This is a genomic window from Xenorhabdus japonica, assembly GCF_900115195.1.
In the GTDB taxonomy this organism is placed as follows: domain Bacteria; phylum Pseudomonadota; class Gammaproteobacteria; order Enterobacterales; family Enterobacteriaceae; genus Xenorhabdus; species Xenorhabdus japonica.
In genome coordinates this window covers 23124-45551 of record NZ_FOVO01000021.1, presented here as the reverse complement: position 1 = coordinate 45551, position 22428 = coordinate 23124, and the positions used below count along the sequence as shown (strand labels likewise).

Genomic DNA, 22428 nt, shown 5'->3' with positions numbered 1-22428 from the left:
AGTTTCATTGAAGAGTGTTCTTGCAGAATTAAGAGCTAAGGGTTTTTGTTAAATCAAATCGTGCTAACGGCAACTAAATTAGCCAATTCCATTAGCACGATTAACTTTACTTATAAACTACCGTGGCAATGCTTAAACTTTTTGCCAGAACCACATGGGCAAGGATCATTACGTCCGACTTTGCGCTCTCCCGTTGCCATTTGAGCCTCAGCTTCTGACATCAACGCACCTTGCTCAACTTCATGGCTCAAATGTTGTTGTCTTGCCAAACGCTCAGCTTCTTCACGACGCTGCTGTTCAAGCGCTTCAACTTCTTCTGGCATTCTAACTTGGACTTTGCTCAAGGTACTGATCACTTCATATTTCAGTGATTCCAGCATGTTGGAAAACATAGAGAAGGATTCCCGTTTGTATTCCTGTTTTGGATCTTTCTGTGCATAACCGCGCAAGTGAATTCCCTGACGCAGATAATCCATCGCAGCCAAATGCTCTTTCCATAATGTATCCAAAGTTTGCAACATGATGCCTTTTTCAAAGTTACGCATCATTTCTGTACTGACGATTTCTTCTTTCTGCTTATAAACTTCGATCGCTTTCTCAAGAATCCGTTCACGCAACGTTTCTTCGTGCAATTCAGGCTCTTTGTCCAACCACTCTTTAATCGGCAGATCCAAATCGAAATCATTGACTAAACGTTCCTGCAAACCGTCAACATCCCACATTTCTTCCAGTGATTGCGGTGGAATGTAAGCATCAATTATTATTTTGAAGACATCTTCACGGATGCTGGTGATGGTTTCGCTGACATCGCTCACATCAAGCAAATCGTTACGCTGAGCATAAATTGCACGGCGCTGATCATTCGCGACATCATCATATTCCAGCAATTGTTTACGGATATCAAAGTTACGGCTCTCAACTTTACGCTGAGCATTAGCAATAGCTTTAGTCACCCATGGGTGTTCAATCGCTTCACCCAGCTGCATGCCAAGTTTACGCATCATGCCCGTCACACGATCAGAAGCAAAAATACGCATCAAGGAGTCTTCCATTGAGAGATAGAAGCGCGAAGAACCCGCATCACCCTGACGCCCTGCACGACCACGTAACTGGTTATCAATACGGCGTGATTCATGACGCTCTGTACCGATAATATGTAATCCACCCGCTGCCAATACTGCATCATGGTGCTCTTGCCATTCTGCCTTAATTTTCTCGATTTGTGCTTCGGTTGGATCTTCTAATTTAGCAATTTCCGCCTGCCAACTTCCTCCTAACACGATATCAGTACCACGTCCTGCCATGTTGGTTGCAATAGTTACCGTACTAGCCTGACCAGCTTGTGCAACAATGTCAGCTTCCATTGCGTGGAATTTTGCGTTCAATACGTTATGTGCAATGCCAGCTTCAGTTAATGCCTTAGAAATGAGTTCCGATTTTTCAATCGAAATGGTTCCCACCAAAACAGGCTGACCACTGTTTGTCCGATCGTTGATATCTTCAATGATTGCATCAATTTTTTCTGCTTCTGTCATGTAGACCAGATCTGACAAATCCTTACGGATCATCGGGCGATTGGTTGGAACAACAATGGTATCCAGTTTATAAATGGAACTGAATTCAAAGGCTTCCGTATCGGCTGTTCCTGTCATCCCAGCCAGTTTTTCGTATATACGGAAATAGTTCTGGAATGTGATTGAAGCCAGAGTCTGGTTTTCATTCTGAATTTCGACACTTTCTTTAGCTTCCACAGCCTGGTGCAAGCCATCAGACCAACGACGTCCTTGCATGGTACGCCCTGTATGTTCATCAACGATGATAACCTCACCGTCTTTAACGATATAATCAACATCACGGGTAAACAGGGCATGAGCGCGCAAAGCGGCTGTCACATGGTGCATCAGCATGATATTGGTCGGTGAATACAAGGATTCGCCTTCATCCATCAATTTAGCATCTACCAATAACTCTTCAATCAACACCAAGCCACGTTCTGTCAGGTTGACTTGGCGTGTTTTTTCATCAATAGAGAAATGGCCTTCTCCCTGGAATGTATCTGAATCCTCTTTTTCCTGACGAATCAGTTTTGGGATCAGTTTGTCCACTTTGATATAAAGCTCAGAACTGTCTTCCGCAGGCCCTGAAATAATCAATGGGGTACGGGCTTCATCGATCAGAATGGAGTCCACCTCATCCACCAGTGCATAGTGCAATTTGCGTTGAACACGCTCTTCTGGACTAAATGCCATATTGTCACGCAGATAGTCGAAACCAAACTCATTGTTGGTACCGTAAGTGATATCCGCGGCATAGGCTTCACGTTTTGCCGCTGCTGGCATACCCGGTAAGTTAATGCCAACACTCAGGCCAAGAAACTCAAACAATGGACGGTTATTTTCAGCATCACGTTGTGCCAAGTAATCGTTCACGGTAACAACGTGAACACCTTTACCACTTAAGGCGTTAAGATAAGCAGGTAATGTTGCTGTCAGCGTCTTACCTTCACCAGTGCGCATCTCCGCTATGCAACGCTCATTCAATACCATCCCACCCAGTAGCTGCACATCAAAGTGACGCATGCCAAACACACGCTTACTGGCTTCACGCACAGTAGCAAAGGCTTCTGGCATGATTTTTTCCAGAGGCTCACCTTCTTTTAAGCGAGCACGGAACTGACTGGTTTTCGCTTTAAGTTCTTCATCAGAAAGTTTTTCAAAATCCGATTCCATATGGTTGATGACATCAACTACTTTGTGCAAACGGCGCAAGGTACGGTCATTACGACTACCAAAAATTTTTGTCAGTAATTTACTCAGCATAATTAGTACATCTCAGATAGGGCTATTGTTATAGCTAATCAATTATTTATTAAAAACTGTTTTATTAAAATTAGGATGAAATAAAACAGCCGCATTAAAGCAAAAATAGATGATTGGGTGTTGGTCCTGCCCTAATTCCCTGAACTTTTGCTACCCAAAGTGCTGGAGTATGGGTATCAGGAAGAACAAAATTCACCATCGCAACATCTGAGATAACTCCTTCAAATGGCGTTGGTGCTTGTGTCAGCATGGAATGCAATGTATCCAGCATAATTTGTTGCATGGATGGAGAAGAAACCCGAGTACTTTCTTTTGCTACTTCGCATCTGACTCGCTCTGTAACAGAAAAAGCAAAAGAAAGTTGACGGATCACATTACGAACGGCATGTTGCTGCCAATAATTTAAATAATTAAAAGGTTGACGCTGGACACTTTTTAATTGAAGCAAGTGTAATTTAAATAAGTGTTCAAAAGAGGAGAGTGCTTGATTACGGCTTCCTTGGGTAGAAGAAGTATTTGTATGAGTTAGGCTTTCTGCCACTCCAGCAAAAACAATAGGGACACCAATTCCTGTAGCAACCATGCCCAGTAAAAGGTGAGACCAAAAATAACGCCTACCAAATTGTCGCCAAAGATTTAAAATACTCATTAACCCTTCATTTAATAAATACTGGAACTGCTTCTATTATGCGAGATAGCCGCCCACAATCACTGGATACGCTGTTTGAAGATGCGGCAACTGTCGGAAAAAGCCCACTTCAAGTTATTCAACAACATGCCATCGCATTATTGAAACTCAACCGTACAGTTCTCAGTTTGCTTCCTGCACAACTGCACCCGTGGTGCAGGGTCGCCAATTATCGCAAACAAATTCTGGTACTGGAAGCGGGAAATGCCAGTTGGATGACCCGGCTTCGTTATGAAATTCCCTGCTTGCTGTCTACATTGAGAAGCGAAATTCTACCATCTTTATCCTCAATCGACATCAGGATTAATCCATCATTAATGGTTAAGTCTGATAATAATGAACAAGGATTTTCAAAATCGTCAACAAAAGCATTCAGTAATGATAATCAGGAATTACCAAAGCGCCAATTAACCCATGAAAGTGCAAAAACATTAATGATGTTGGCTGAAAACAGTCCTGAAAAATTGAAAAGGAAATTGGAACGGTTGGCTGCGCTGGCCGGAGAGGGTACCAGTACAGCCAGAAAGAAGCGCTAGCGCTGAATACAGAACATCAGCGAAAGGTAACAGACAATACACCCCGCGGGTGCATCATAAGAATGCGCTCAACACGCTTTATCAAAATACATGCTATCAATACACGCGTTAGCCATTATGCCAGCACCTGTTATGCCAACACTAATGATGGAGCGCGGAAAGCCAATGGCATTTCAGCTTCATCTTCAAATGTGACAAATTCCCAAGCACTTTCCTGCGCTAAAACAGCTTGTAGCAATTTGTTATTCAGTGCATGGCCTGATTTGAATGCTGTAAAGGCACCAATGATATTATAGCCACACATGAACATATCACCGATGGCGTCCAACATCTTATGGCGGACGAATTCATCATCAAAACGCAAGCCATCTTCATTGAGTACGTGGTAGTCATCAACCACAATTGCACAATCAAAGCTACCGCCAAGACATAACCCTTGAGACTGCAAGTACTCAATATCGCGCATAAATCCAAAAGTACGCGCCCGACTAATCTGGCGAACAAATGAATCCGCAGAGAAATCCAGACTATAACGCTGTGAACTGGCATCAATCGCTGGATGATTAAAATCGATGGTGAAATCCAGACTAAAGCCATGATATGGTGCCAATTCAGCCCATTTATCACCGTCTTCTACACGAACGTTTTCTTTCATCCGCACGAATTTCTTCGCTACGTTCAGCTCTTCAATGCCCGCATCCAATAACAGGAAAACAAACGGGCTGGCGCTACCATCCATAATCGGGACCTCAGGGGCATCGACTTCAATAACAATATTGTCGATTCCTAAACCGGCCAGCGCTGCATTCAAATGCTCAACTGTTGAAATACGTACATTATGTTCATTCACCAGACAAGTGCAGAGCATAGTATCACGCACAGATTTGGCATCTGCCGGAAAATCAACCGGAGGATTCAAGTCAGTACGACGATAGATGACCCCGGTATTAGCCGGTGCTGGACGCATTATCAGCGTGACTTTCTTTCCGGTGTGCAAACCGACGCCGGTCGCTTGAACAATACGTTTTAATGTCCTTTGTTTGATCATCGTTTATATCTCGCAATGTTACTTATCCCACCAATCATTATAACGCATGACTGGCAGGATAGTTTAGCACAAAAAGCGGAGAAACCAATTTCTTAGCGATTAATCAGCCTGCTTACGCAAAAATGCAGGAATGTCCAGATAATCAGGCTCTTTGCTCGTATGTGCATTTTGGTCATTTACAACTTTTGCCGCTGTTTTATTCTCATCAGATAATGAAGAGATTCCACCAGACATCTGCTGGTAACGATGCTCCATCGTATTGGCCTGAGGAGCCTTGTTATTGGTCACCAGAGTGATTTCTGGACGTTTGTCCATTCCAATACCTGTTGCCACAACAGTAACACGCAGCTCATCATTCATGTCTGGATCCAGTGACGTGCCGATAACCACAGTTGCATTATCAGAAGCAAATGCACGGATTGTGTTACCAACCGTTTCAAATTCATCCAAACGCAGGTCAAAGCCCGCTGTAATGTTAACCAGAACGCCGCGTGCACCAGAAAGATCAATATCTTCCAGTAATGGACTGGAGATAGCCATTTCTGCTGCTTCTTCCGCACGATCTTCGCCCTGCGCGATACCTGAGCCCATCATGGCGTAACCCATTTCTGACATCACAGTACGAACGTCAGCGAAGTCAACGTTCATCAGGCCTGGGCGAGTAATCAGCTCTGCAATACCCTGAACTGCTCCTTTCAGGACATCATTGGCTGCACCGAATGCATCCAGCAGGGAAATGCCTCGTCCCAGAACTTTCAATAACTTGTCATTCGGAATAGTGATCAATGAATCCACATGCTTGGACAGTTCAGTGATCCCTTGTTCCGCGAAGGCCATGCGTTTTTTGCCTTCGAAATTAAATGGCTTAGTGACGACTGCAACGGTCAAAATGCCAAGTTCTTTAGCAATTTCAGCTACAACAGGTGCTGCCCCTGTTCCCGTGCCACCACCCATACCAGCGGCAATAAATACCATGTCTGCACCTTCCAGTGCGGTACGCAGTGATTCACGGTCTTCTTCCGCAGCAGTACGACCAACCTCAGGGTTTGCACCAGCACCTAATCCTTTCGTAATACCGTTGCCAATCTGGATAGTCTGACCAACCGCCGTCTTACGCAACGCCTGAGCATCTGTGTTAACCGCAAAGAAGTCTACGCCTTCAATGCGCTCACGCACCATGTGCTCCACAGCATTACCGCCGCCGCCGCCGACGCCGATGACTTTAATCACCGCGTCATTGGTTAATTCCAGTGGTTCAAACATAATTTCTCTCCGTTTTGTGCCTTTATATCGAGGCCCGCGACATTGTCGTTGCCTCTGTATAAAAAATCAAAATTCTTTTTTCAGCCAGTTGCTGACTTTCTTTAACCAGCCGCTCACTGACGTTCTTTTATCAGCATCAGAATCACCGCCAAGGTGAGATTCTTTGCCATAATGCAGAAGCCCGACTGCTGTTGAGTAGCAAGGCTCCTGCACATAATCTGTAAGTCCAGTAATGTTCAAGGGACGACCAATGCGAACTTGGGTATGGAATACCCGTTGAGCACACTCGGCCAGACCATCAATCTGGGCTCCCCCCCCTGTAAGAACTATCCCTGCCGCCAGGTGGTGCTTTACTCCCTGCTGCCGCAATTGTTCCTGCAATCGCAAAATTTCGTCGTTCACTAAATTCAGCAGTTCGGTATAACGGGGCTCGATCACTTCAGCCAATGTTTGACGTTGCAAGCTACGAGGAGGACGCCCTCCCACACTTGGGACTTCTACACTCTCATCCTTGCTAACTATCGAACCCAATGCGCAGCCATGACGAACCTTGATGGTTTCAGCATCACTTGGGGGAGTACCAAACGCATAGGCGATATCACTGGTCACCACATTGCCTGCATAAGGAATAACCTTGGTATGACGCAATGCGCCGCCAGTATATACAGCGATATCCATCGTCCCGCCACCGATATCAACGACACATACCCCCAATTCACGTTCATCTTCCGTCAACACAGCATAACTTGCTGCCAGCCCTGCAAAAATAAGTTGATCAACTTTCAACCCACAACGTTCAACAGCTTTTACAATATTTTTCGCCATATCATTGTGACAGGTAATCAAGTGAACTTTCGCTTGCATACGCACACCAGAAAGCCCAACCGGATTTTTGATTCCTTCCTGATAGTCAATCGCGTATTCCTGTGGGATCACATGCAAAATACGGTGTTCATCACGAACACGAACCGACTTAGCTGTATGGACAACACTGTCCACATCATCCTGTGTCACTTCTTCTTCAGAAACCGGCACCATGCCAATTTCATTCTGGCAACTGATATGCTTGCCAGAAAGTGCCAGATAGACTGAAGAAATCTGGCAATCCGCCATGAGTTCAGCCTGATCAATGGCACGCTGTACGCATTTGACGACCGACTCAAGATCGTTGACACCGCCTTTGTCCATGCCGCGGGATGGGCAATTTCCTACTCCGATAATATTAACCATACCATCGGGCAGAATTTCACCAACCAAGGCAGATACCTTTGCTGTACCAATTTCAAGGCCAACTACCAATTTTCTGTCCGTTGATTTGATCATCGTTATTCTGCCTGTTTCTGTATTATTACCAGTCACTGTTTGTTTTTTTGCCCGTTCATTGAAACTGGCGTATCAGTTAATAAAGGAGCCCAACCTACCGCAGCACCACTGTTATAGCGTAAGTCAATATAACTTAAGCGTTTTTCAGAGTTATTCAGCAATACAGGATAAAGTTCAATAAAACGGCTCATTCTCTCCATTTTATGTTTAGTCCCTAGCTCTAAGCGGATATTATTATCCAATATTAACTGCCAGGAATTACGCGCTGTCATAATCACTGTTTTCAGTTTTATCTGGTGTTCTTTAAGAAACCTTGCCATTGTATGATATCCATCCAACACCTCTTTTTGTTTGCCTTCTGGCCCATACAACATCGGATATTGCCTATTTGCATTGCGTTCCAAAGGCAAACTGAATACCCGACCTTCAGCATCCAACAGTTTGGTATCGTTCCAGCGCGCATAAGGCACATATTCTACCAGATGTATTTTAAGTTCATTAGGCCATTGTTTACGCACAGTGACCTGCCGAATCCATGGCAGATGTTTAATATTTTCCTGAATGACGTTAACATCTTGAGTCATAAATGTTCCGGGAGATCCCAGAGACAAAATAGCCTGCCTTACATCATCATTCGTGGTGTAATGGCGTTCACCAGTCAATACCAGCTTCGAGAGTGGTAATCGGCTAGAGTCTTTCATCCAGTCCAGTGTCATCCAACCTCCCCATATGATGGTACCAATCACCATCAAGAAGAAGGTAATTCCTACCAGATAATAGCCGTTACTCGGACGATATCCCTGAGCTTCGTTCTCCCGTTCCCGGTTATTCCGGGCTGCCTGAGACATTTTAATCAACCAACTCCAAAATTCTCGCTACGAGTTGAGAGAAATTGAGTCCCGCCTGACGCGCAGCAATTGGTACAAGACTATGGCTCGTCATGCCAGGGGAGGTGTTAACCTCCAACAAATAGAAGTTCCCATTACCGTCATCCATGATATCAACTCGCCCCCAACCACGACATCCCAACGCTTTATACGCCTTTGATGCGATATCTGACAACTCTTGCTCTTTTTCCACACTCAAGCCACTTGGACAAAAATATTGCGTTTGGTTGGAAATATATTTTGCATCGTAATCATAAAATACTTCCGGAGCCTGAATACGGATGGAAGGAAGTGCTTCATCTCCCAAAAATCCCACAGTGTATTCAGGGCCAAACAGCCATTTTTCAATCAGCACATCAGTATCGTATTTAAATGCCAGCGCCAATGCGCCACGCAATTCGGAATAATCATTCACCTTGGTCATCCCCACACTGGAACCTTCCAGATTCGGTTTAACCATTAATGGTAGACCTAGTTCTTGAACATACTCTTTGAGTTGAAAATCATTAACTTGTTCAAATTTTTGAGAATTAATTACGACATAAGGGAAAACAGGTAGTTTTGCTCCCTGCCATAGCTGTTTTGTACGCAATTTGTCCATTGACAATGCTGATGCCATCACTCCGCTGCCGGTATAAGGAAGTTGCAAAAATTCCAATAAACCTTGCAATGTACCATCCTCACCACCACGACCATGCAGTGCGATAAAGACTTTATTGAATCCTTCCTCTTTGAGTTTAGTCACATCAAAGTCTTTTGTATCAACTGAATAAGCATTAATACCCGCTTCCTTCAGCCCTGCTACAACAGCATGCCCTGATTGCAATGAAACTTCGCGTTCAGCAGAAGTTCCACCTAACAGAACAGCGACTTTATCAACCATGATGCTCTCCCTCATTAAAAGATGGCTGCAATTTTGTTTCAGCCAAATTGCGCGCTATTTTACCGATATTACCAGCACCTTGTACCAAGACTAAGTCATTGTTTTCTATAACCTGTGACAAGATAGCTGAAATTTGTCCAGATTCTGATACAAAAATCGGCTCCAACTTGCCACGACTGCGGATAGTACGGCATAAAGAACGGCTATCCGCTCCTGGGATTGGTATTTCACCTGCGGCATACACATCCAGCATCAATAGAACATCTACCTGACTCAAAACATTGGCAAAATCATCATATAAATCACGGGTTCGCGTATAACGATGTGGCTGGAATACCATCACAATACGTTTATCCACCCAACCCGCTCGTGCAGCTTTAATCGTTGCGTCAACTTCTGTCGGATGATGACCATAATCATCGACCAACATCACGCTACCTTCTTTGCCATTGATATGCTTGAGAGAAAATTCCCCCAGAAAATCAAAGCGGCGACCGGTTCCCTGAAACTCGGCCAGAGATGCAAGAATAGCGGTATCATCAATACTCTCTTCTGTCGCCACTGCGACGGCAGCGGTTGCATTCAGCGCATTGTGGCGTCCCGGGGCATTTAACACTACATGCAGATCTGGCAAATCATATCGGCTGATGGTGAAAAACCCCTGAGCACCTTTCTGCTCATAATGGGTAATACGAACATCCGCTTCTTCACTGAAACCGTAGGTCGTGATATAACGCCCAATCTGGGGAATCAATTCCTTCACGACAGGATCGTCAACACACATAACAGCACGGCCATAAAATGGCAGGTTATGCAAGAAGTTAACGAATGTTTGTTTCAGGTTTTCGAAATCCCCTTGATAGGTATCCATGTGGTCAGCTTCAATATTAGTGACAACCGCCACCATAGGCTGCAAATGCAAGAATGAAGCATCACTTTCATCTGCTTCCGCAATCAGATAGCGGCTGCTGCCTAAACGAGCATGTGTTCCTGCTGCTTTCACCAACCCGCCATTAACAAACGTAGGATCAAGTCCCGCCTGTGCATAAATGCCAGCAATCATTGCTGTCGTCGTGGTTTTCCCATGCGTTCCTGCAATAGCAATACCGTGGCGATAACGCATAAGCTCTGCCAGCATTTCCGCACGACGGATTACCGGAATTCGAGTTTCACGAGCAGCCACAATTTCCGGGTTGTCTGCTGATATAGCCGTGGATGCCACCACTACGCTGGCATCCCGCACATTTTCCGGACGGTGATTAAAATAAATAGTTGCACCCAGTGCAATCAGTTGTTGTGTGACAGGATTGGGTGCCAGATCAGAACCACTTATCTGATAACCTTCATTAGCCAACACCTCGGCGATACCACCCATGCCAGCACCACCGATGCCAACAAAGTGGATATGCCTGACTTTTCTCATTTCAGGCACTGACGTTCTTAATTTCGCCAACTGTTGTGTATTCACGTTTTAATCTTCACTCATTATGTTTACGTCACCGTTCTACTTGGAACGGCCTGAATAATTCTTTACAGCATCGCTCAACGCTGCTGCTACACGCTCGGTTGCATCAATGATAGCGACTGAGTGTGCTTTTTCTGCCATTTCCAGCAATTGTGGGCGTTGCCACTGAGTCAGTAGCTCTACGACAGCATTAACCGTGAATTCGGGCTGTTCAAGTATCTTTGCTGCTCCCGCTTTTTCTAAAGGCAAAGCATTCCAATATTGCTGACGATCTTTATGCTGGAAAGGAACAAAAATCGCAGGTAAGCCTGCGGCGGAAACCTCACTGACCGTAAGTGCGCCAGAACGGCATACGACAATATCGGCCCATGCATAAGCCTGTGCCATATCATCAATAAATTCACTCACTTTGAATTCAGATTTGACTGAACTCTCATATTTTTTCTGCGTTTCTTCCTGAGCACCCTTTCCGGCCTGATGCCATAAACTGATTTTATCGCCCAAACGAGCGGCCACTTCTGGCATAGTTTGGTTCAAAATCCTTGCTCCTTGGCTACCGCCAACGACAAGCACCCGCACAGGCCCCTCACGCCCAGTCAAACGCTGCGCTGGTACTGGCAATGCGAGTACATCTTTCCTCACGGGGTTACCAACAACCGGCGCTTTAGGGAACGCTCCCGGGAATGCCTGTAAAACCGTTTTGGCAATTTTGGCCAACCAACGATTAGTTAATCCCGCAATGCCATTCTGCTCATGCAGTACAACCGGAATGCCGCATAACCACGCCGCTATTCCACCAGGCCCAGAGACATATCCTCCCATTCCCAGCACGACATCTGGCTGATACCGGCGCATAATGACTTTTGCCTGTCGAATCGCCTTAAAAATTCGGATAGGGGCAGCAAACAATGCTTTTATTCCCTTACCCCGCAAGCCTGAAATCTGAATAAATTCGATATCAATGCCATGTTTCGGAACTAAATCGGCTTCCATGCGATCCGCAGTTCCCAACCAGCGAATATCCCAACCTTGCTCTTTTAAATGGTGAGCAACTGCCAACCCCGGGAACACATGACCTCCCGTACCACCTGCCATCACCATTAAACGCTGGTTTTTGCCACTCATTTAGGGCTCCTTACGAACGCCTGCGCTTTTGCCAGACGTACTTCATAATCAATGCGCAATAACAAAACAATGGCCGTTGACATCACTATCAAACTGGAGCCACCGTAACTGATTAAAGGTAATGTCAATCCCTTCGTCGGCAGCAGACCTGCCGCCACGCCAACGTTGATGAAGGTCTGAAAACTGAACCATATGCCGATTGCGCAAGCCAGAAAACCAGAGAACCGTTGATTAAGCTGCAATGCCCTGCGACCGATCATCATTGCGCGAAAAGCGACGAAAAATATCATTGCCAACACTAAAACAACACCGAAATAGCCCAATTCTTCGGCTATAACGGAGACAATAAAGTCAGTATGGGATTCTGGCAGATATTCAAGTTTCAGGATTGAATTTCCCAGCCCTTGCCCAAAGAAAGTTCCACGGCCAAATGCCATTAACGATTGGACTAACTGATAACTACTGCCAAAAGGATCTTCCCACGGATTCAAGAAAGAAGTTACTCTGCGCATACGATAAGGCTCAGAAATAATCAATACGCACACAGCAAATATTCCGCAGCCAATAATGGCAAGGAATTGCCACAATTTAGCCCCCGCCAGAAACAACAGTGCCAATGTTGTCACAAATAACACAATCACTGTCCCCAAATCAGGCTGTGCTAATAACAAAATTGCCAATGCAATCATGACGCCCATCGGCTTGCAAAATCCCCAGAAATTGTTTCTTACTTCCTCAACTTTCCTAACCAAATAGCTGGAGAGATAACAAAAGAGTGATAGTTTCGACAGTTCTGCTGGTTGAATACGTAATGGGCCTATCGCTACCCAGCGTGAAGCACCATTGATTGAATTTCCCACAAACAACACCATAAGCAGCATCATGATCGTGCCTAATAACATGACGTTGCTATAACGCAGCCAGAAGTCCATAGGAATGCGCAGCGTAATAAGGGATAGGAAAAAACACAGTGACAAGTAAATTCCATCCCGTCGTGCAAAGATAAGGGGATCTTCGGCAAGACGCTGACCAGCGGGCATTGATGCCGACGTTACCATGATAAAACCAATCATGGCCAACCCTAATACCATCCAGACCAGGGTACGATCATACATAACGGTATTTGTGGTATCTGCCTCCACATTTTCCGTCAACCAAGTTTTAAATTTCCCAAGGCCTGGAATGGTCATCAGCCTAACTCCTCTGCCAAGCGAGCAAATTCATGACCACGATGTTCAAAACTGTTGAACTGATCGAAGCTCGCGCAAGCTGGTGACAGTAATACCATGTCGCCAGAAACCAACTTGCATGCAATTTCTTTCATCGCCTGTTCCATTGTTTCTGTCAGTGTTGAAATTTCAGGACGCAATTGTGCCAACTGCCTTCCATCACGACCAAAACAGTAAAGACGAATGTGATTCCCCGATAAATAGGGTTTCAGTGGGGTAAAATCCGCTGCTTTTCCATCTCCCCCTACTAAAAGATAGAGTGTGCCTGCCAATTTCAATCCGCTGAGTGCCGCTTGGGTGCTGCCAACATTGGTTGCCTTCGAGTCATTCACCCAACGAACACCATTTCTCATATGAATCACCTGAAAACGGTGCTCCAGCCCGGCACAAGTACGTAGAGCCTGAAGACTGGCTGAGCGGGGGATACCTACAGCATCCGCCAATGCTAACGCAGCCAATCCATTAGTGTAGTTATGTTGCCCAGCCAACTGCATTTCACGCATTGCTAACACCAGGTGTTGATTGACCAGCAGTTGTTGATGTTCACTATCAAGCTGATAATCACCGCTATCCACACCAAAACTGATACAACGGCTATCTTTGCCTGTTTCTGGCAGTGTCAGAGCATCTTGTTCATTGACTACACAAATTTTTGCCTGATTATAAATGCGCAACTTCGCCGCACGATACTGTGACAATCCTTGCGGATAACGAACCATATGGTCTTCCGTAACATTCAGTACGGTCGCTGCCGCTGCTTTCAAGCTATAGGTCGTTTCAAGTTGGAAACTGGACAGCTCCAGTACATAGAGCTGGCAAGGCTGTTTCAGCAATTCCAGAGCAGGGACACCAATGTTGCCACCTACACCAACCAGCCAGCCTGCTTCTTTTGCCATTTCTCCAACCAGAGTGGTCACGGTGCTTTTACCATTTGAACCCGTAATGGCAACAATCGGCGCAGTCGCTTCACAGCAAAACAGCTCAATATCTCCGACAATTTCAACACCAGCATCTGCGGCCGCCTGCAATTCGGGCGTTGCCAAAGCAATACCCGGACTGGCAACGATTAAATCAGCATCCATCAGCCACTGTTTATTCAAACTGCCTGTGTAACACTCAACTTCATCAGGCAACTTATCGCTGCCCGGTGGTGCTATACGGGTATCCATCACACGCGGAGTCACACCACGTGTAATAAAAAAGTCAATGCAGGACAGACCTGTCAGGCCTAACCCAACAATAACAACTTTTTTACCCTCATATTCAGCCATGATTAACGTACCTTCAGCGTTGCCAAACCAATCAACACCAGTATCAGGGAGATAATCCAAAAGCGCACAATAACGCGTGGTTCTGGCCAACCTTTCAATTCATAGTGATGGTGAATCGGTGCCATGCGGAAAATACGCTGTCCACGCAGTTTGAATGAGCCAACCTGCAAAATGACAGATAGTGTTTCCACCACGAAAACTCCACCCATGATCACCAGCAAGAATTCTTGGCGCAGCAATACTGCAATAGTTCCCAATGCTCCACCCAGAGCCAATGAACCAACATCCCCCATAAATACTTGCGCTGGGTAAGTGTTGAACCACAAGAAACCCAGTCCTGCACCAACTATCGCAGTACAGACAATCACCAGATCCGATGCATTAGCCAGATAAGGAATATTCAAGTAAGCAGAATAATTAGTGTTACCCGTTGCCCAAGCTACCAGGCCTAAACCCGCCGCGACCAATACTGTTGGCATGATAGCAAGGCCATCCAGTCCATCAGTCAAGTTCACTGCATTACTGGTTCCTACAATCACGAAATAAGTCAGCAAAATATAAAGCAAGCCCAGCTGCGGCATGACATCTTTGAAGAACGGCACCACTAATTGTGTTGCAGGTGTGTCTTTGCCGATGCTGTACATAGCAAACGCTACGCCCAGAGCAATAACGGATTGCCAGAAATATTTCCATCGAGCAATTAGCCCCTTGGTATCTTTGCGAACCACTTTGCGATAGTCATCCACAAATCCCACAACACCATAACCCACTAAAACAACCAAGACACACCAGACATAGGGATTATTCAGATTCGCCCATAGCAACACAGAAATCGTGATGGAAAATAAAATCAGTAATCCTCCCATCGTTGGTGTCCCACGCTTGCTAAAATGAGATTCTGGGCCGTTATCACGTACAACTTGACCTATTTGCAATTTTTGCAGATAAGAAATTAAAGTTGGTCCCATCCATAGTGATATGAGTAATGCAGTAAGCAAACCGACGATGGCTCTGAACGTAAGATAAGAGAAGACGCGAAAACCTGAGTAATAATGATTGGTCAAATATTCGGCTAGCCAAACTAACATTGGAAGTTCTCCTTCAATACGTTCACTACCTCTTCCATTGCGGCACTACGTGAACCTTTAATTAATATGGAAATCATTTCGTGTTGTTCCAGTGCAGGAAGCAGCGCTGCAACTAATTCAGCCTTGTTTATGAAATGCTGCCCTCGACCACTCGCACCACTAATGTGGGCACTGAGAGTTCCGACGCTGAGTACCTTATCTATATTTGTGGATGCTACTATTTCGCCCACCTCTCGATGGCACTCAATCGCCTGCTCTCCTAACTCTCCCATATCACCAACAACCATGACTCGATAACCGGGCATCTGCGATAACACATTCGCCGCAGCAATCATGGAGCCGGGATTCGCGTTATAAGTGTCGTCCAATATCACTTTTCCTTCAGTCAGAAGGATAGGGAATAAACGTCCGGCAACCGCTTTCAGTTCCGATAATCCAGTACGGATATCATCCAGCGATGCGCCAACAGAAATTGCGAGCGCACTGGCGGCCAACGCATTGGCAATATTATGTTTCCCCGGCAATGATAATGTCAGTTCAATACTCCCGAACGGGCTATGGAGACAAAAATGCGTTGCCAATGGTTGTTCTAAAATATTCATTGCGTAAAAATCAGCCCCTGTCGTTGATGAGACAGAAAAACGCCATACCGTTTGCTGATCGCTAATACTGTGCTGCCAATTGTTCCAATCATTGCTATCCAGATTGATAATGGCGGTTCCAGTCGGAGCAAGGCCTTCAAAAATTTCGCCTTTTGCCTTTGCAACTCCAGCCAAAGAGCCAAATCCTTCCAGATGGGCAGAAAAGAGGTTATTGACTAATGCACTTTCAGGACGAGTCATTTCAGCGGTATAGGCAATTTCACCAATATGGTTGGCTCCCAGCTCAATAACCGCAAACTGGTGTTCATCAGTCAGCCTGAACAGGGTTAATGGCACGCCAATGTCATTATTGAAATTACCTGTAGTATAAAGGGTGTTTCCACACTGACGCAGAATTGCCGCGGTCATCTCTTTTACAGATGTTTTGCCCGATGAGCCGGTCAAGGCCACAACCTTTGCTTTACTTTGCTGACGAACCCAACCCGCCAGTTTTCCCATTGCCAGACGTGTGTCTTCGACTACAACCTGAGGACAGTCAATATCAAGGCGATGGCTGACTAATAAAGCGCAGGCTCCTTGCTGTGCTACATCCTTAGCGAAATCATGAGCGTCAAATTTTTCCCCTTTTAAGGCAATGAATAAACTGCCATGCATGATCTGACGGCTATCAGTTTCCACGGTATTAATTTGCAGGGCTTCAGCTTGCTGATCAGTAACGCGATATAATTCTCCATTCATCAACTGAGCCAATTTCTGTAGTGTCAGGGAAATCATGCAATTACCCCCAGCAAACGCGCAACAGTCAGGCGATCTGAATAATCCAGACGACGATTGCCGATCAGTTGGTAATCTTCATGACCTTTACCTGCCACAAGAACAACATCTTCTCCAGTGGCCTGCATAATGGCACTGGTGACAGCTTCAACGCGCCCATGAATTGCCATTGCCTGTCCCGGATCGATGAATCCTTTCAGAATATCAGCCACAATTGCCTGAGGTTCTTCACTTCGAGGATTATCATCGGTGACAATCACACGATCAGCACCTTGTTCTGCAACGCCCCCCATTAATGGACGCTTGCCTTTATCACGATCACCACCACAACCAAATACGCACCAAAGTTGCCCTTTGCAGTGCAGACGTGCCGCAGACAATGCTTTTTCCAAAGCGTCTGGAGTATGGGCATAATCAACGACAACCGTTGGACGACCAGCAGCAGAAAAGACTTCCATTCGCCCACAAACGGGTTCCAGACAAGAAGCCGTCGATAACAGTTTCTCCAGGGGATATTTCAGGGACAACAAAGTAGCAAGCACCAGCAGTAAGTTACTGACATTGAACGCACCCATCAGAGGACTATTGAGTGTTCCATTCCCCCAACTGGAAGTAAATGCAATGGAGGCACCTTTATCATGATAATGAACTTCACTGGCCGATAACCAACTCCCCTGCCAATTTTCCGGCACGTTATTTTCCACCGAGACAGCCACTGCATCCGGCAAACGGGACAACCACTTCTGCCCAACTGCATCATCAGAATTGATGATTTTTTGCTTTACATTATGGCTGCTGAACAATTGCCATTTAGCATCTTCGTAATTTTCCATATCACCATGATAATCAAGGTGATCTCGGCTTAAATTAGTAAAAACAGCGGCTTGAAATGGCAATGCAGCCACTCTTCCCTGAATCAGACCATGCGAAGAAACTTCCATCGCAGCAAAAGTGGCGTTTTGATTAAAAATTTGCTGTAAATCAAGCTGAATATCAACCGCAGAGCCTGTCGTATTTTCGCTGGGTACTATCATGCCCAACAAACCATTTCCCACCGTTCCCATCACGGCGCTGGTTTCTCCGAGCCCTTGAGTCCATTGTGCCAACAATTGTGTTGTTGTCGTTTTTCCGTTGGTTCCAGTCACTCCGACCAATTTCAGCTTATTGCCAGGATGTTGGTAAAATTCACCTGCCAATTTTGATAATTTATTATTTAAATCATCCAGATAGATAACAGATACACCGTGCATTTTTTGCATCGTGCCGCTATCCGCTTTTCCCTTCGCTTCTGCAATCACCGCAGAGACACCTTGAGCGATGGCTTGAGGAATATATTGTCGACCATCTGTCTGATGCCCTTGAACGGCAACAAACAGATCTCCGGCAGCCGCCTTACGGCTATCCAATGTCATTTCGCGCAGCGGAAGCTCTGGTGCATCAACACCCCATGGAGCCAATAAATCGCGTAAATTACGATCTTCCACTTTTATCCTCTTTATTTATTAATCACAAATTCGTTTTTATCACCTACAGGCAATGCATCTGGCTCAACATTCATTTTATGCAAAACACCACTCATGATCGCGCCGAAGACAGGTGCTGCAACCGCACCGCCGTAATATTTACCTGCTTGTGGATCATTGATGATTACAACCAGTGCAAACCGTGGATTACTCGCAGGTGCAACTCCTGCGGTATAAGAAATATGTTTATCATTGAGATACTTGCCATCCGACCCGACTTTTCTTGCCGTACCAGTTTTAACGGCAATGCGATAACCTTTTATCGCTGCCCGTACACCACCGCCTCCCGGTAATGCCACACTTTCCATCATGTGCACCACTGTCCGCATAATATCTTCAGGGAACACCCGGGTGCCCTGTACAGGAGGATCAACTTTGGTAATTGACAGTGGGCGATAAATTCCCAAGCTTCCTATCGTTGCATAGACCCGCGCTAACTGTAATGGTGTTAGCGTCAGCCCGTAGCCGAAAGAAAAGGTGGCCCTATCAAGATCTGACCACCGTTGTTTATTTGTTGGAAATGAGCCACTACTTTCTCCGACTAGCCCCAAATTGGTCGGTTTTCCCATCCCAAAGCGTGAATAAACATCTACCACCTCTGAGGCAGGCATCGCTAACGCCAGTTTAGAAACACCAACGTTACTCGACTTTTGTAAAATTCCGGTGATAGTTAACTCAGGACGTGGAGCAACGTCTTTGATTTCATGCCCCCGCGAACCATATGTTAATCGGTATGGCCTGGTATCCAACACTGTATTTTCTTTGACAATGCCATTATTCAGCGCACTCATTACCACCAGCGGTTTCACCGTGGAACCAGGCTCAAAAGTATCGGTGATGGCGCGGTTACGCATCGAATCCTTCGACGCCCCGACAAAATTATTTGGGTTATAAGATGGGCTATTTGCCATTGCCAGAACTTCACCTGTATTGACATCAACCAATACGGCTGTACCAGATTCTGCTTTGTTCAACTCAACGGCTTTCGTCAGTTCTTGATACACCAAACTCTGAAGGCGTCTATCTATGCTAAGTGTCAAATCGTGGCCAGCCTTGCTATCTGTAGATGAAATATCCTCAATAACACGCCCCATTCTGTCTTTACGAACAGTTCGGCTTCCCGGCATACCTGTCAGCCAGCTATTAAAGCTCTTTTCAATCCCTTCAATTCCTACACTATCAATGTTAGTCACCCCAATAACATGTGCTGTCATTGACCCTGCCGGATAATAACGGCGGTTTTCTTGACGCAAATAGATACCGGGCAGCTTCAATTCTTCGATATAGTCGCCGATAGAGGTCGTTACTTGGCGGGCCAGGTAAACAAAGCGCCCTTTAGGAAATCCATTAATTTTACTTTTTAATTGTTCAAGAGGGATATGAAGCTCACTAGCCAGAGCCTGCCAGCGGATATCATTTGTAACACCGCCTTTTTCAAGTACTTGTTGGGGATCTGCCCAAATAGCATTAACAGGAATACTAACAGCCAGTGGACTTCCATTGCGATCATTGATCATGCCACGGGCAGTCGGGACAAATTCGACGCGCAGGGAACGCGAATCACCTTCCTTTACCAAACGCGTAGGATTAAAGATCTGCAAATAGGCAGCACGAATCAAAAGCCCGATTAAAGCAAACCCAATGCCTCCACACAGCAAGGCAAAACGCCAGCTTACAAAATTTGCTTTATCTTCTCGCTTTTTCGACTTTAAAGAGCGTACAGCTTTCATCGCCTACCTTTTGGTTGTCAACTGGAGTCATTCAGTTATCACTACATTTTCTTTGGTTGGATCCACGTGTTGCATCTGCAATTGTTTAATCGCATTCTGTTCAACCCGACGGTGCTCACCCAGAACGTTCTCTTCTAGGAGCAAATTACGCCATTCATTATCCAGAGCATAAAACTGGATCACTTGACGCTCTTTTTCCGCAGTCAATAAGCGGGTTTTATGTACGACCGTCACAACACTGATAGCTGAAACAACAACTGCTACCAGCAAAATCAGTGGCAGCTTGGCATTACGAATTAAATCCCCGCCAATAACTCCGACTAACCCGTGACGTTCACTAGCCATTATTCCCCCGTCTTCTCAGCAAACCGCAAAACAGAGCTTCGCGCTCTTGGGTTTGTGGCTACTTCACCCTCTGAGGGCTTCATTTTGCCAATGGATTTCAGACTTCTTCCTCCCAGCGTTTTTAACTGCGTTTCCGTGAGAGGCAAACCGACTGGAACCTGTGGCCCTTGGCTGTGTTGTCGGATAAAACGTTTCACTATGCGATCTTCCAACGAATGGAAACTGATGACAGATAATCGCCCCTGTGGTGCCAGAACGCTCAATGCACCATCTAATGCACGTTCGATCTCTTCCAGTTCACTGTTAATATAAATTCTGATAGCCTGAAAGCTGCGTGTTGCCGGATGCTTATACTTTTCCTTAATTGGGCTTGCTTGAGCAATTAACTCTGCCAGCTCCCGGGTACGCGTAATGGGTTGTTCCTGATTGCGTGCCACAATGGCTCTTGCAATGCGCTTGGCAAAACGTTCTTCACCAAACGTTTTCAACACCCATGCGATGTCATCGGCTTCGGCTTTCATCAACCACTCTGCGGCAGACAGCCCACAAGTGGGATCCATACGCATATCCAATGGCCCATCACGCATAAATGAAAAACCACGCTCAGGATCATCCAATTGTGGCGAGGAAACCCCTAAATCCAGCAATACACCATTAATTTTTCCAACCAAACCCGCATTTTCTATATAAGTTGCCAATTCAGAAAATGGCTCATGTGCGATAGAAAAACGCTTGTCAGCAATGGCCTTTGACGCTTCAATGGCTTGTGGGTCACGATCGATCGCAATTAAACGTCCATTAGGCCCTAATTTCGACAAAATCAGGCGAGAGTGCCCCCCTCGTCCAAATGTTCCATCTATATAAATTCCATCTTCTTGGATATTCAGTCCATTGACAGCTTCATCCAGTAGTACACTGGTATGCTCAAAATGACTATTTGCCATGTTTATAGTGATAAGTCCTGTAGCCTTGCTGATAGAGGTTCTTGTGTGGATTGTTCAGCCGCAATATCATTCTGTACCTGTTGATACCAAACTTGCTCATCCCACAATTCAAATTTATTAAATTGCCCAACCAACATGACTTCTTTTGTTAGCCCTGCGTGCTGACGCAACGTATTAGCTAATAAAAGACGCCCTGTATTGTCCATCTGACATTCACTGGCGTGTCCCAATAACAAACGCTGAACACGACGCTCAGCTGGGTTCATGCTGGATAAGCGAGATAATTTTTCTTCGATGATTTCCCATTCGGGTAATGTATAAAGCAACAAACACGGCTGATGGAGATCAATAGTACAAACCATTTGACCCATTGATTCCTCATTCAGCATTTCTCTATATCGGGCTGGTACAGTGAGCCGCCCTTTATTATCGAGATTAACCAGTGTTGCTCCACGAAACATGCTCAGGTTACCCCTTTGATGGCCCAAATCTCCACATTATCCCACAAATCACCACAATTAAGAGTTTACGGATGGTATGAAAACCTTGTCAAGCCAGAGCCGGTGCGCTTTAGCCAGATTTACAGAAAGATTGAGAACAGAAAAAGAAGGATTCTTGGTTTTTAGCTATAATAATAATAGATAACACCATGATAATTTTGAATAATTTAATAACACCACCGAGAGCCTTATTAGAAATAGTGTTTAGTGCAAAAAATTACCACTTAAATTAATTTATGTAACTCATATCTCATCGCCACTCAATTATTAACCACTCAAAATCTATCAATAATAACAATACATTTGGTTACAATAGTATAAAAAAATAATAACATATTAAAATTCAGTATTTATCTAAAAATGTAAAATGGTTATATATCAAACG

General features: G+C 45.2%; 18 protein-coding genes and 1 pseudogene. 1 reads left to right on the top strand and 18 read right to left on the bottom strand.

The genetic code is table 11. The features are described from left to right. Nucleotides 1-110: 110 nt before the first annotated feature. The gene (secA, locus tag BM135_RS09720; protein ID WP_092519551.1) at nt 111-2819 is read right to left on the bottom strand and encodes a preprotein translocase subunit SecA; all 2709 of its coding nucleotides are present in this window, start codon (nt 2817-2819) and stop codon (nt 111-113) included. 94 nt (nt 2820-2913) lie between these two features. Then, on the bottom strand, nt 2914-3468 hold the full coding sequence (gene secM / locus BM135_RS09715; protein ID WP_092519550.1) for a secA translation cis-regulator SecM: 555 nt from the start codon (nt 3466-3468) through the stop codon (nt 2914-2916). A 38-nt stretch (nt 3469-3506) separates the two neighbouring features. Between secM and BM135_RS09710 the strand changes: the two genes are divergently transcribed. Continuing rightward, complete coding sequence (locus tag BM135_RS09710; RefSeq protein ID WP_092519549.1) at nt 3507-4043, top strand: DUF721 domain-containing protein; 537 nt, start codon at nt 3507-3509, stop codon at nt 4041-4043. A 130-nt stretch (nt 4044-4173) separates the two neighbouring features. Here the strand turns inward: BM135_RS09710 and lpxC are convergent, their stop codons facing one another. The 16 genes and pseudogenes from lpxC to mraZ form a co-directional block, all read right to left on the bottom strand. Continuing rightward, nucleotides 4174-5091, bottom strand: a complete 918-nt coding sequence (lpxC, locus tag BM135_RS09705) for a UDP-3-O-acyl-N-acetylglucosamine deacetylase (RefSeq protein WP_092519548.1) — start codon at nt 5089-5091, stop codon at nt 4174-4176. A 99-nt stretch (nt 5092-5190) separates the two neighbouring features. Then, on the bottom strand, nt 5191-6354 hold the full coding sequence (gene ftsZ, locus BM135_RS09700; RefSeq protein WP_092519547.1) for a cell division protein FtsZ: 1164 nt from the start codon (nt 6352-6354) through the stop codon (nt 5191-5193). Nucleotides 6355-6420: 66 nt separating this feature from the next. Then, a complete protein-coding gene (gene ftsA / locus BM135_RS09695) occupies nt 6421-7677 on the bottom strand; it encodes a cell division protein FtsA (RefSeq protein WP_092519546.1) in 1257 nt (418 codons plus the stop codon). 32 nt (nt 7678-7709) lie between these two features. Further along, nucleotides 7710-8525: a cell division protein FtsQ gene (ftsQ, locus tag BM135_RS09690; RefSeq protein WP_092519545.1), complete on the bottom strand. Its 816-nt coding sequence runs from the start codon at nt 8523-8525 to the stop codon at nt 7710-7712. Between the two features lies 1 nt (nt 8526). Next, nucleotides 8527-9447, bottom strand: a complete 921-nt coding sequence (locus BM135_RS09685) for a D-alanine--D-alanine ligase (protein ID WP_092519544.1) — start codon at nt 9445-9447, stop codon at nt 8527-8529. After that, nucleotides 9440-10915: a UDP-N-acetylmuramate--L-alanine ligase gene (gene murC / locus BM135_RS09680; RefSeq protein WP_092519543.1), complete on the bottom strand. Its 1476-nt coding sequence runs from the start codon at nt 10913-10915 to the stop codon at nt 9440-9442. Before murC ends, BM135_RS09685 begins: the two co-directional genes overlap by 8 nt. A gap of 36 nt (nt 10916-10951) precedes the next feature. Then, nucleotides 10952-12037, bottom strand: coding sequence for an undecaprenyldiphospho-muramoylpentapeptide beta-N-acetylglucosaminyltransferase (gene murG, locus BM135_RS09675; RefSeq protein WP_092519542.1), 1086 nt, complete (start codon nt 12035-12037; stop codon nt 10952-10954). Next, the gene (gene ftsW / locus BM135_RS09670) at nt 12034-13227 is read right to left on the bottom strand and encodes a cell division protein FtsW (RefSeq protein WP_092519541.1); all 1194 of its coding nucleotides are present in this window, start codon (nt 13225-13227) and stop codon (nt 12034-12036) included. The genes murG and ftsW overlap by 4 nt, the downstream gene beginning before the upstream one ends. Further along, a complete protein-coding gene (gene murD, locus BM135_RS09665) occupies nt 13227-14537 on the bottom strand; it encodes a UDP-N-acetylmuramoyl-L-alanine--D-glutamate ligase (RefSeq protein ID WP_092519540.1) in 1311 nt (436 codons plus the stop codon). Before murD ends, ftsW begins: the two co-directional genes overlap by 1 nt. Before the next feature lie 2 nt (nt 14538-14539). Continuing rightward, nucleotides 14540-15625: a phospho-N-acetylmuramoyl-pentapeptide-transferase gene (gene mraY, locus BM135_RS09660; RefSeq protein WP_092519539.1), complete on the bottom strand. Its 1086-nt coding sequence runs from the start codon at nt 15623-15625 to the stop codon at nt 14540-14542. Beyond that, on the bottom strand, nt 15619-17001 hold the full coding sequence (gene murF, locus BM135_RS09655; RefSeq protein WP_092519538.1) for a UDP-N-acetylmuramoyl-tripeptide--D-alanyl-D-alanine ligase: 1383 nt from the start codon (nt 16999-17001) through the stop codon (nt 15619-15621). The genes mraY and murF overlap by 7 nt, the downstream gene beginning before the upstream one ends. Continuing rightward, complete coding sequence (murE, locus tag BM135_RS09650; RefSeq protein ID WP_092519537.1) at nt 16998-18485, bottom strand: UDP-N-acetylmuramoyl-L-alanyl-D-glutamate--2,6-diaminopimelate ligase; 1488 nt, start codon at nt 18483-18485, stop codon at nt 16998-17000. The genes murF and murE overlap by 4 nt, the downstream gene beginning before the upstream one ends. Next, nucleotides 18472-20254, bottom strand: a pseudogene (gene ftsI / locus BM135_RS09645) (peptidoglycan glycosyltransferase FtsI). The gene murE and the pseudogene ftsI overlap by 14 nt, the downstream one beginning before the upstream one ends. A gap of 27 nt (nt 20255-20281) precedes the next feature. Then, the gene (gene ftsL / locus BM135_RS09640) at nt 20282-20602 is read right to left on the bottom strand and encodes a cell division protein FtsL (protein WP_175486065.1); all 321 of its coding nucleotides are present in this window, start codon (nt 20600-20602) and stop codon (nt 20282-20284) included. Further along, on the bottom strand, nt 20599-21543 hold the full coding sequence (gene rsmH, locus BM135_RS09635; RefSeq protein ID WP_092519534.1) for a 16S rRNA (cytosine(1402)-N(4))-methyltransferase RsmH: 945 nt from the start codon (nt 21541-21543) through the stop codon (nt 20599-20601). The genes ftsL and rsmH overlap by 4 nt, the downstream gene beginning before the upstream one ends. 2 nt (nt 21544-21545) lie before the next feature. Next, nucleotides 21546-22004, bottom strand: a complete 459-nt coding sequence (gene mraZ / locus BM135_RS09630) for a division/cell wall cluster transcriptional repressor MraZ (protein ID WP_092519533.1) — start codon at nt 22002-22004, stop codon at nt 21546-21548. Between the last annotated feature and the right edge of the window lie 424 nt (nt 22005-22428).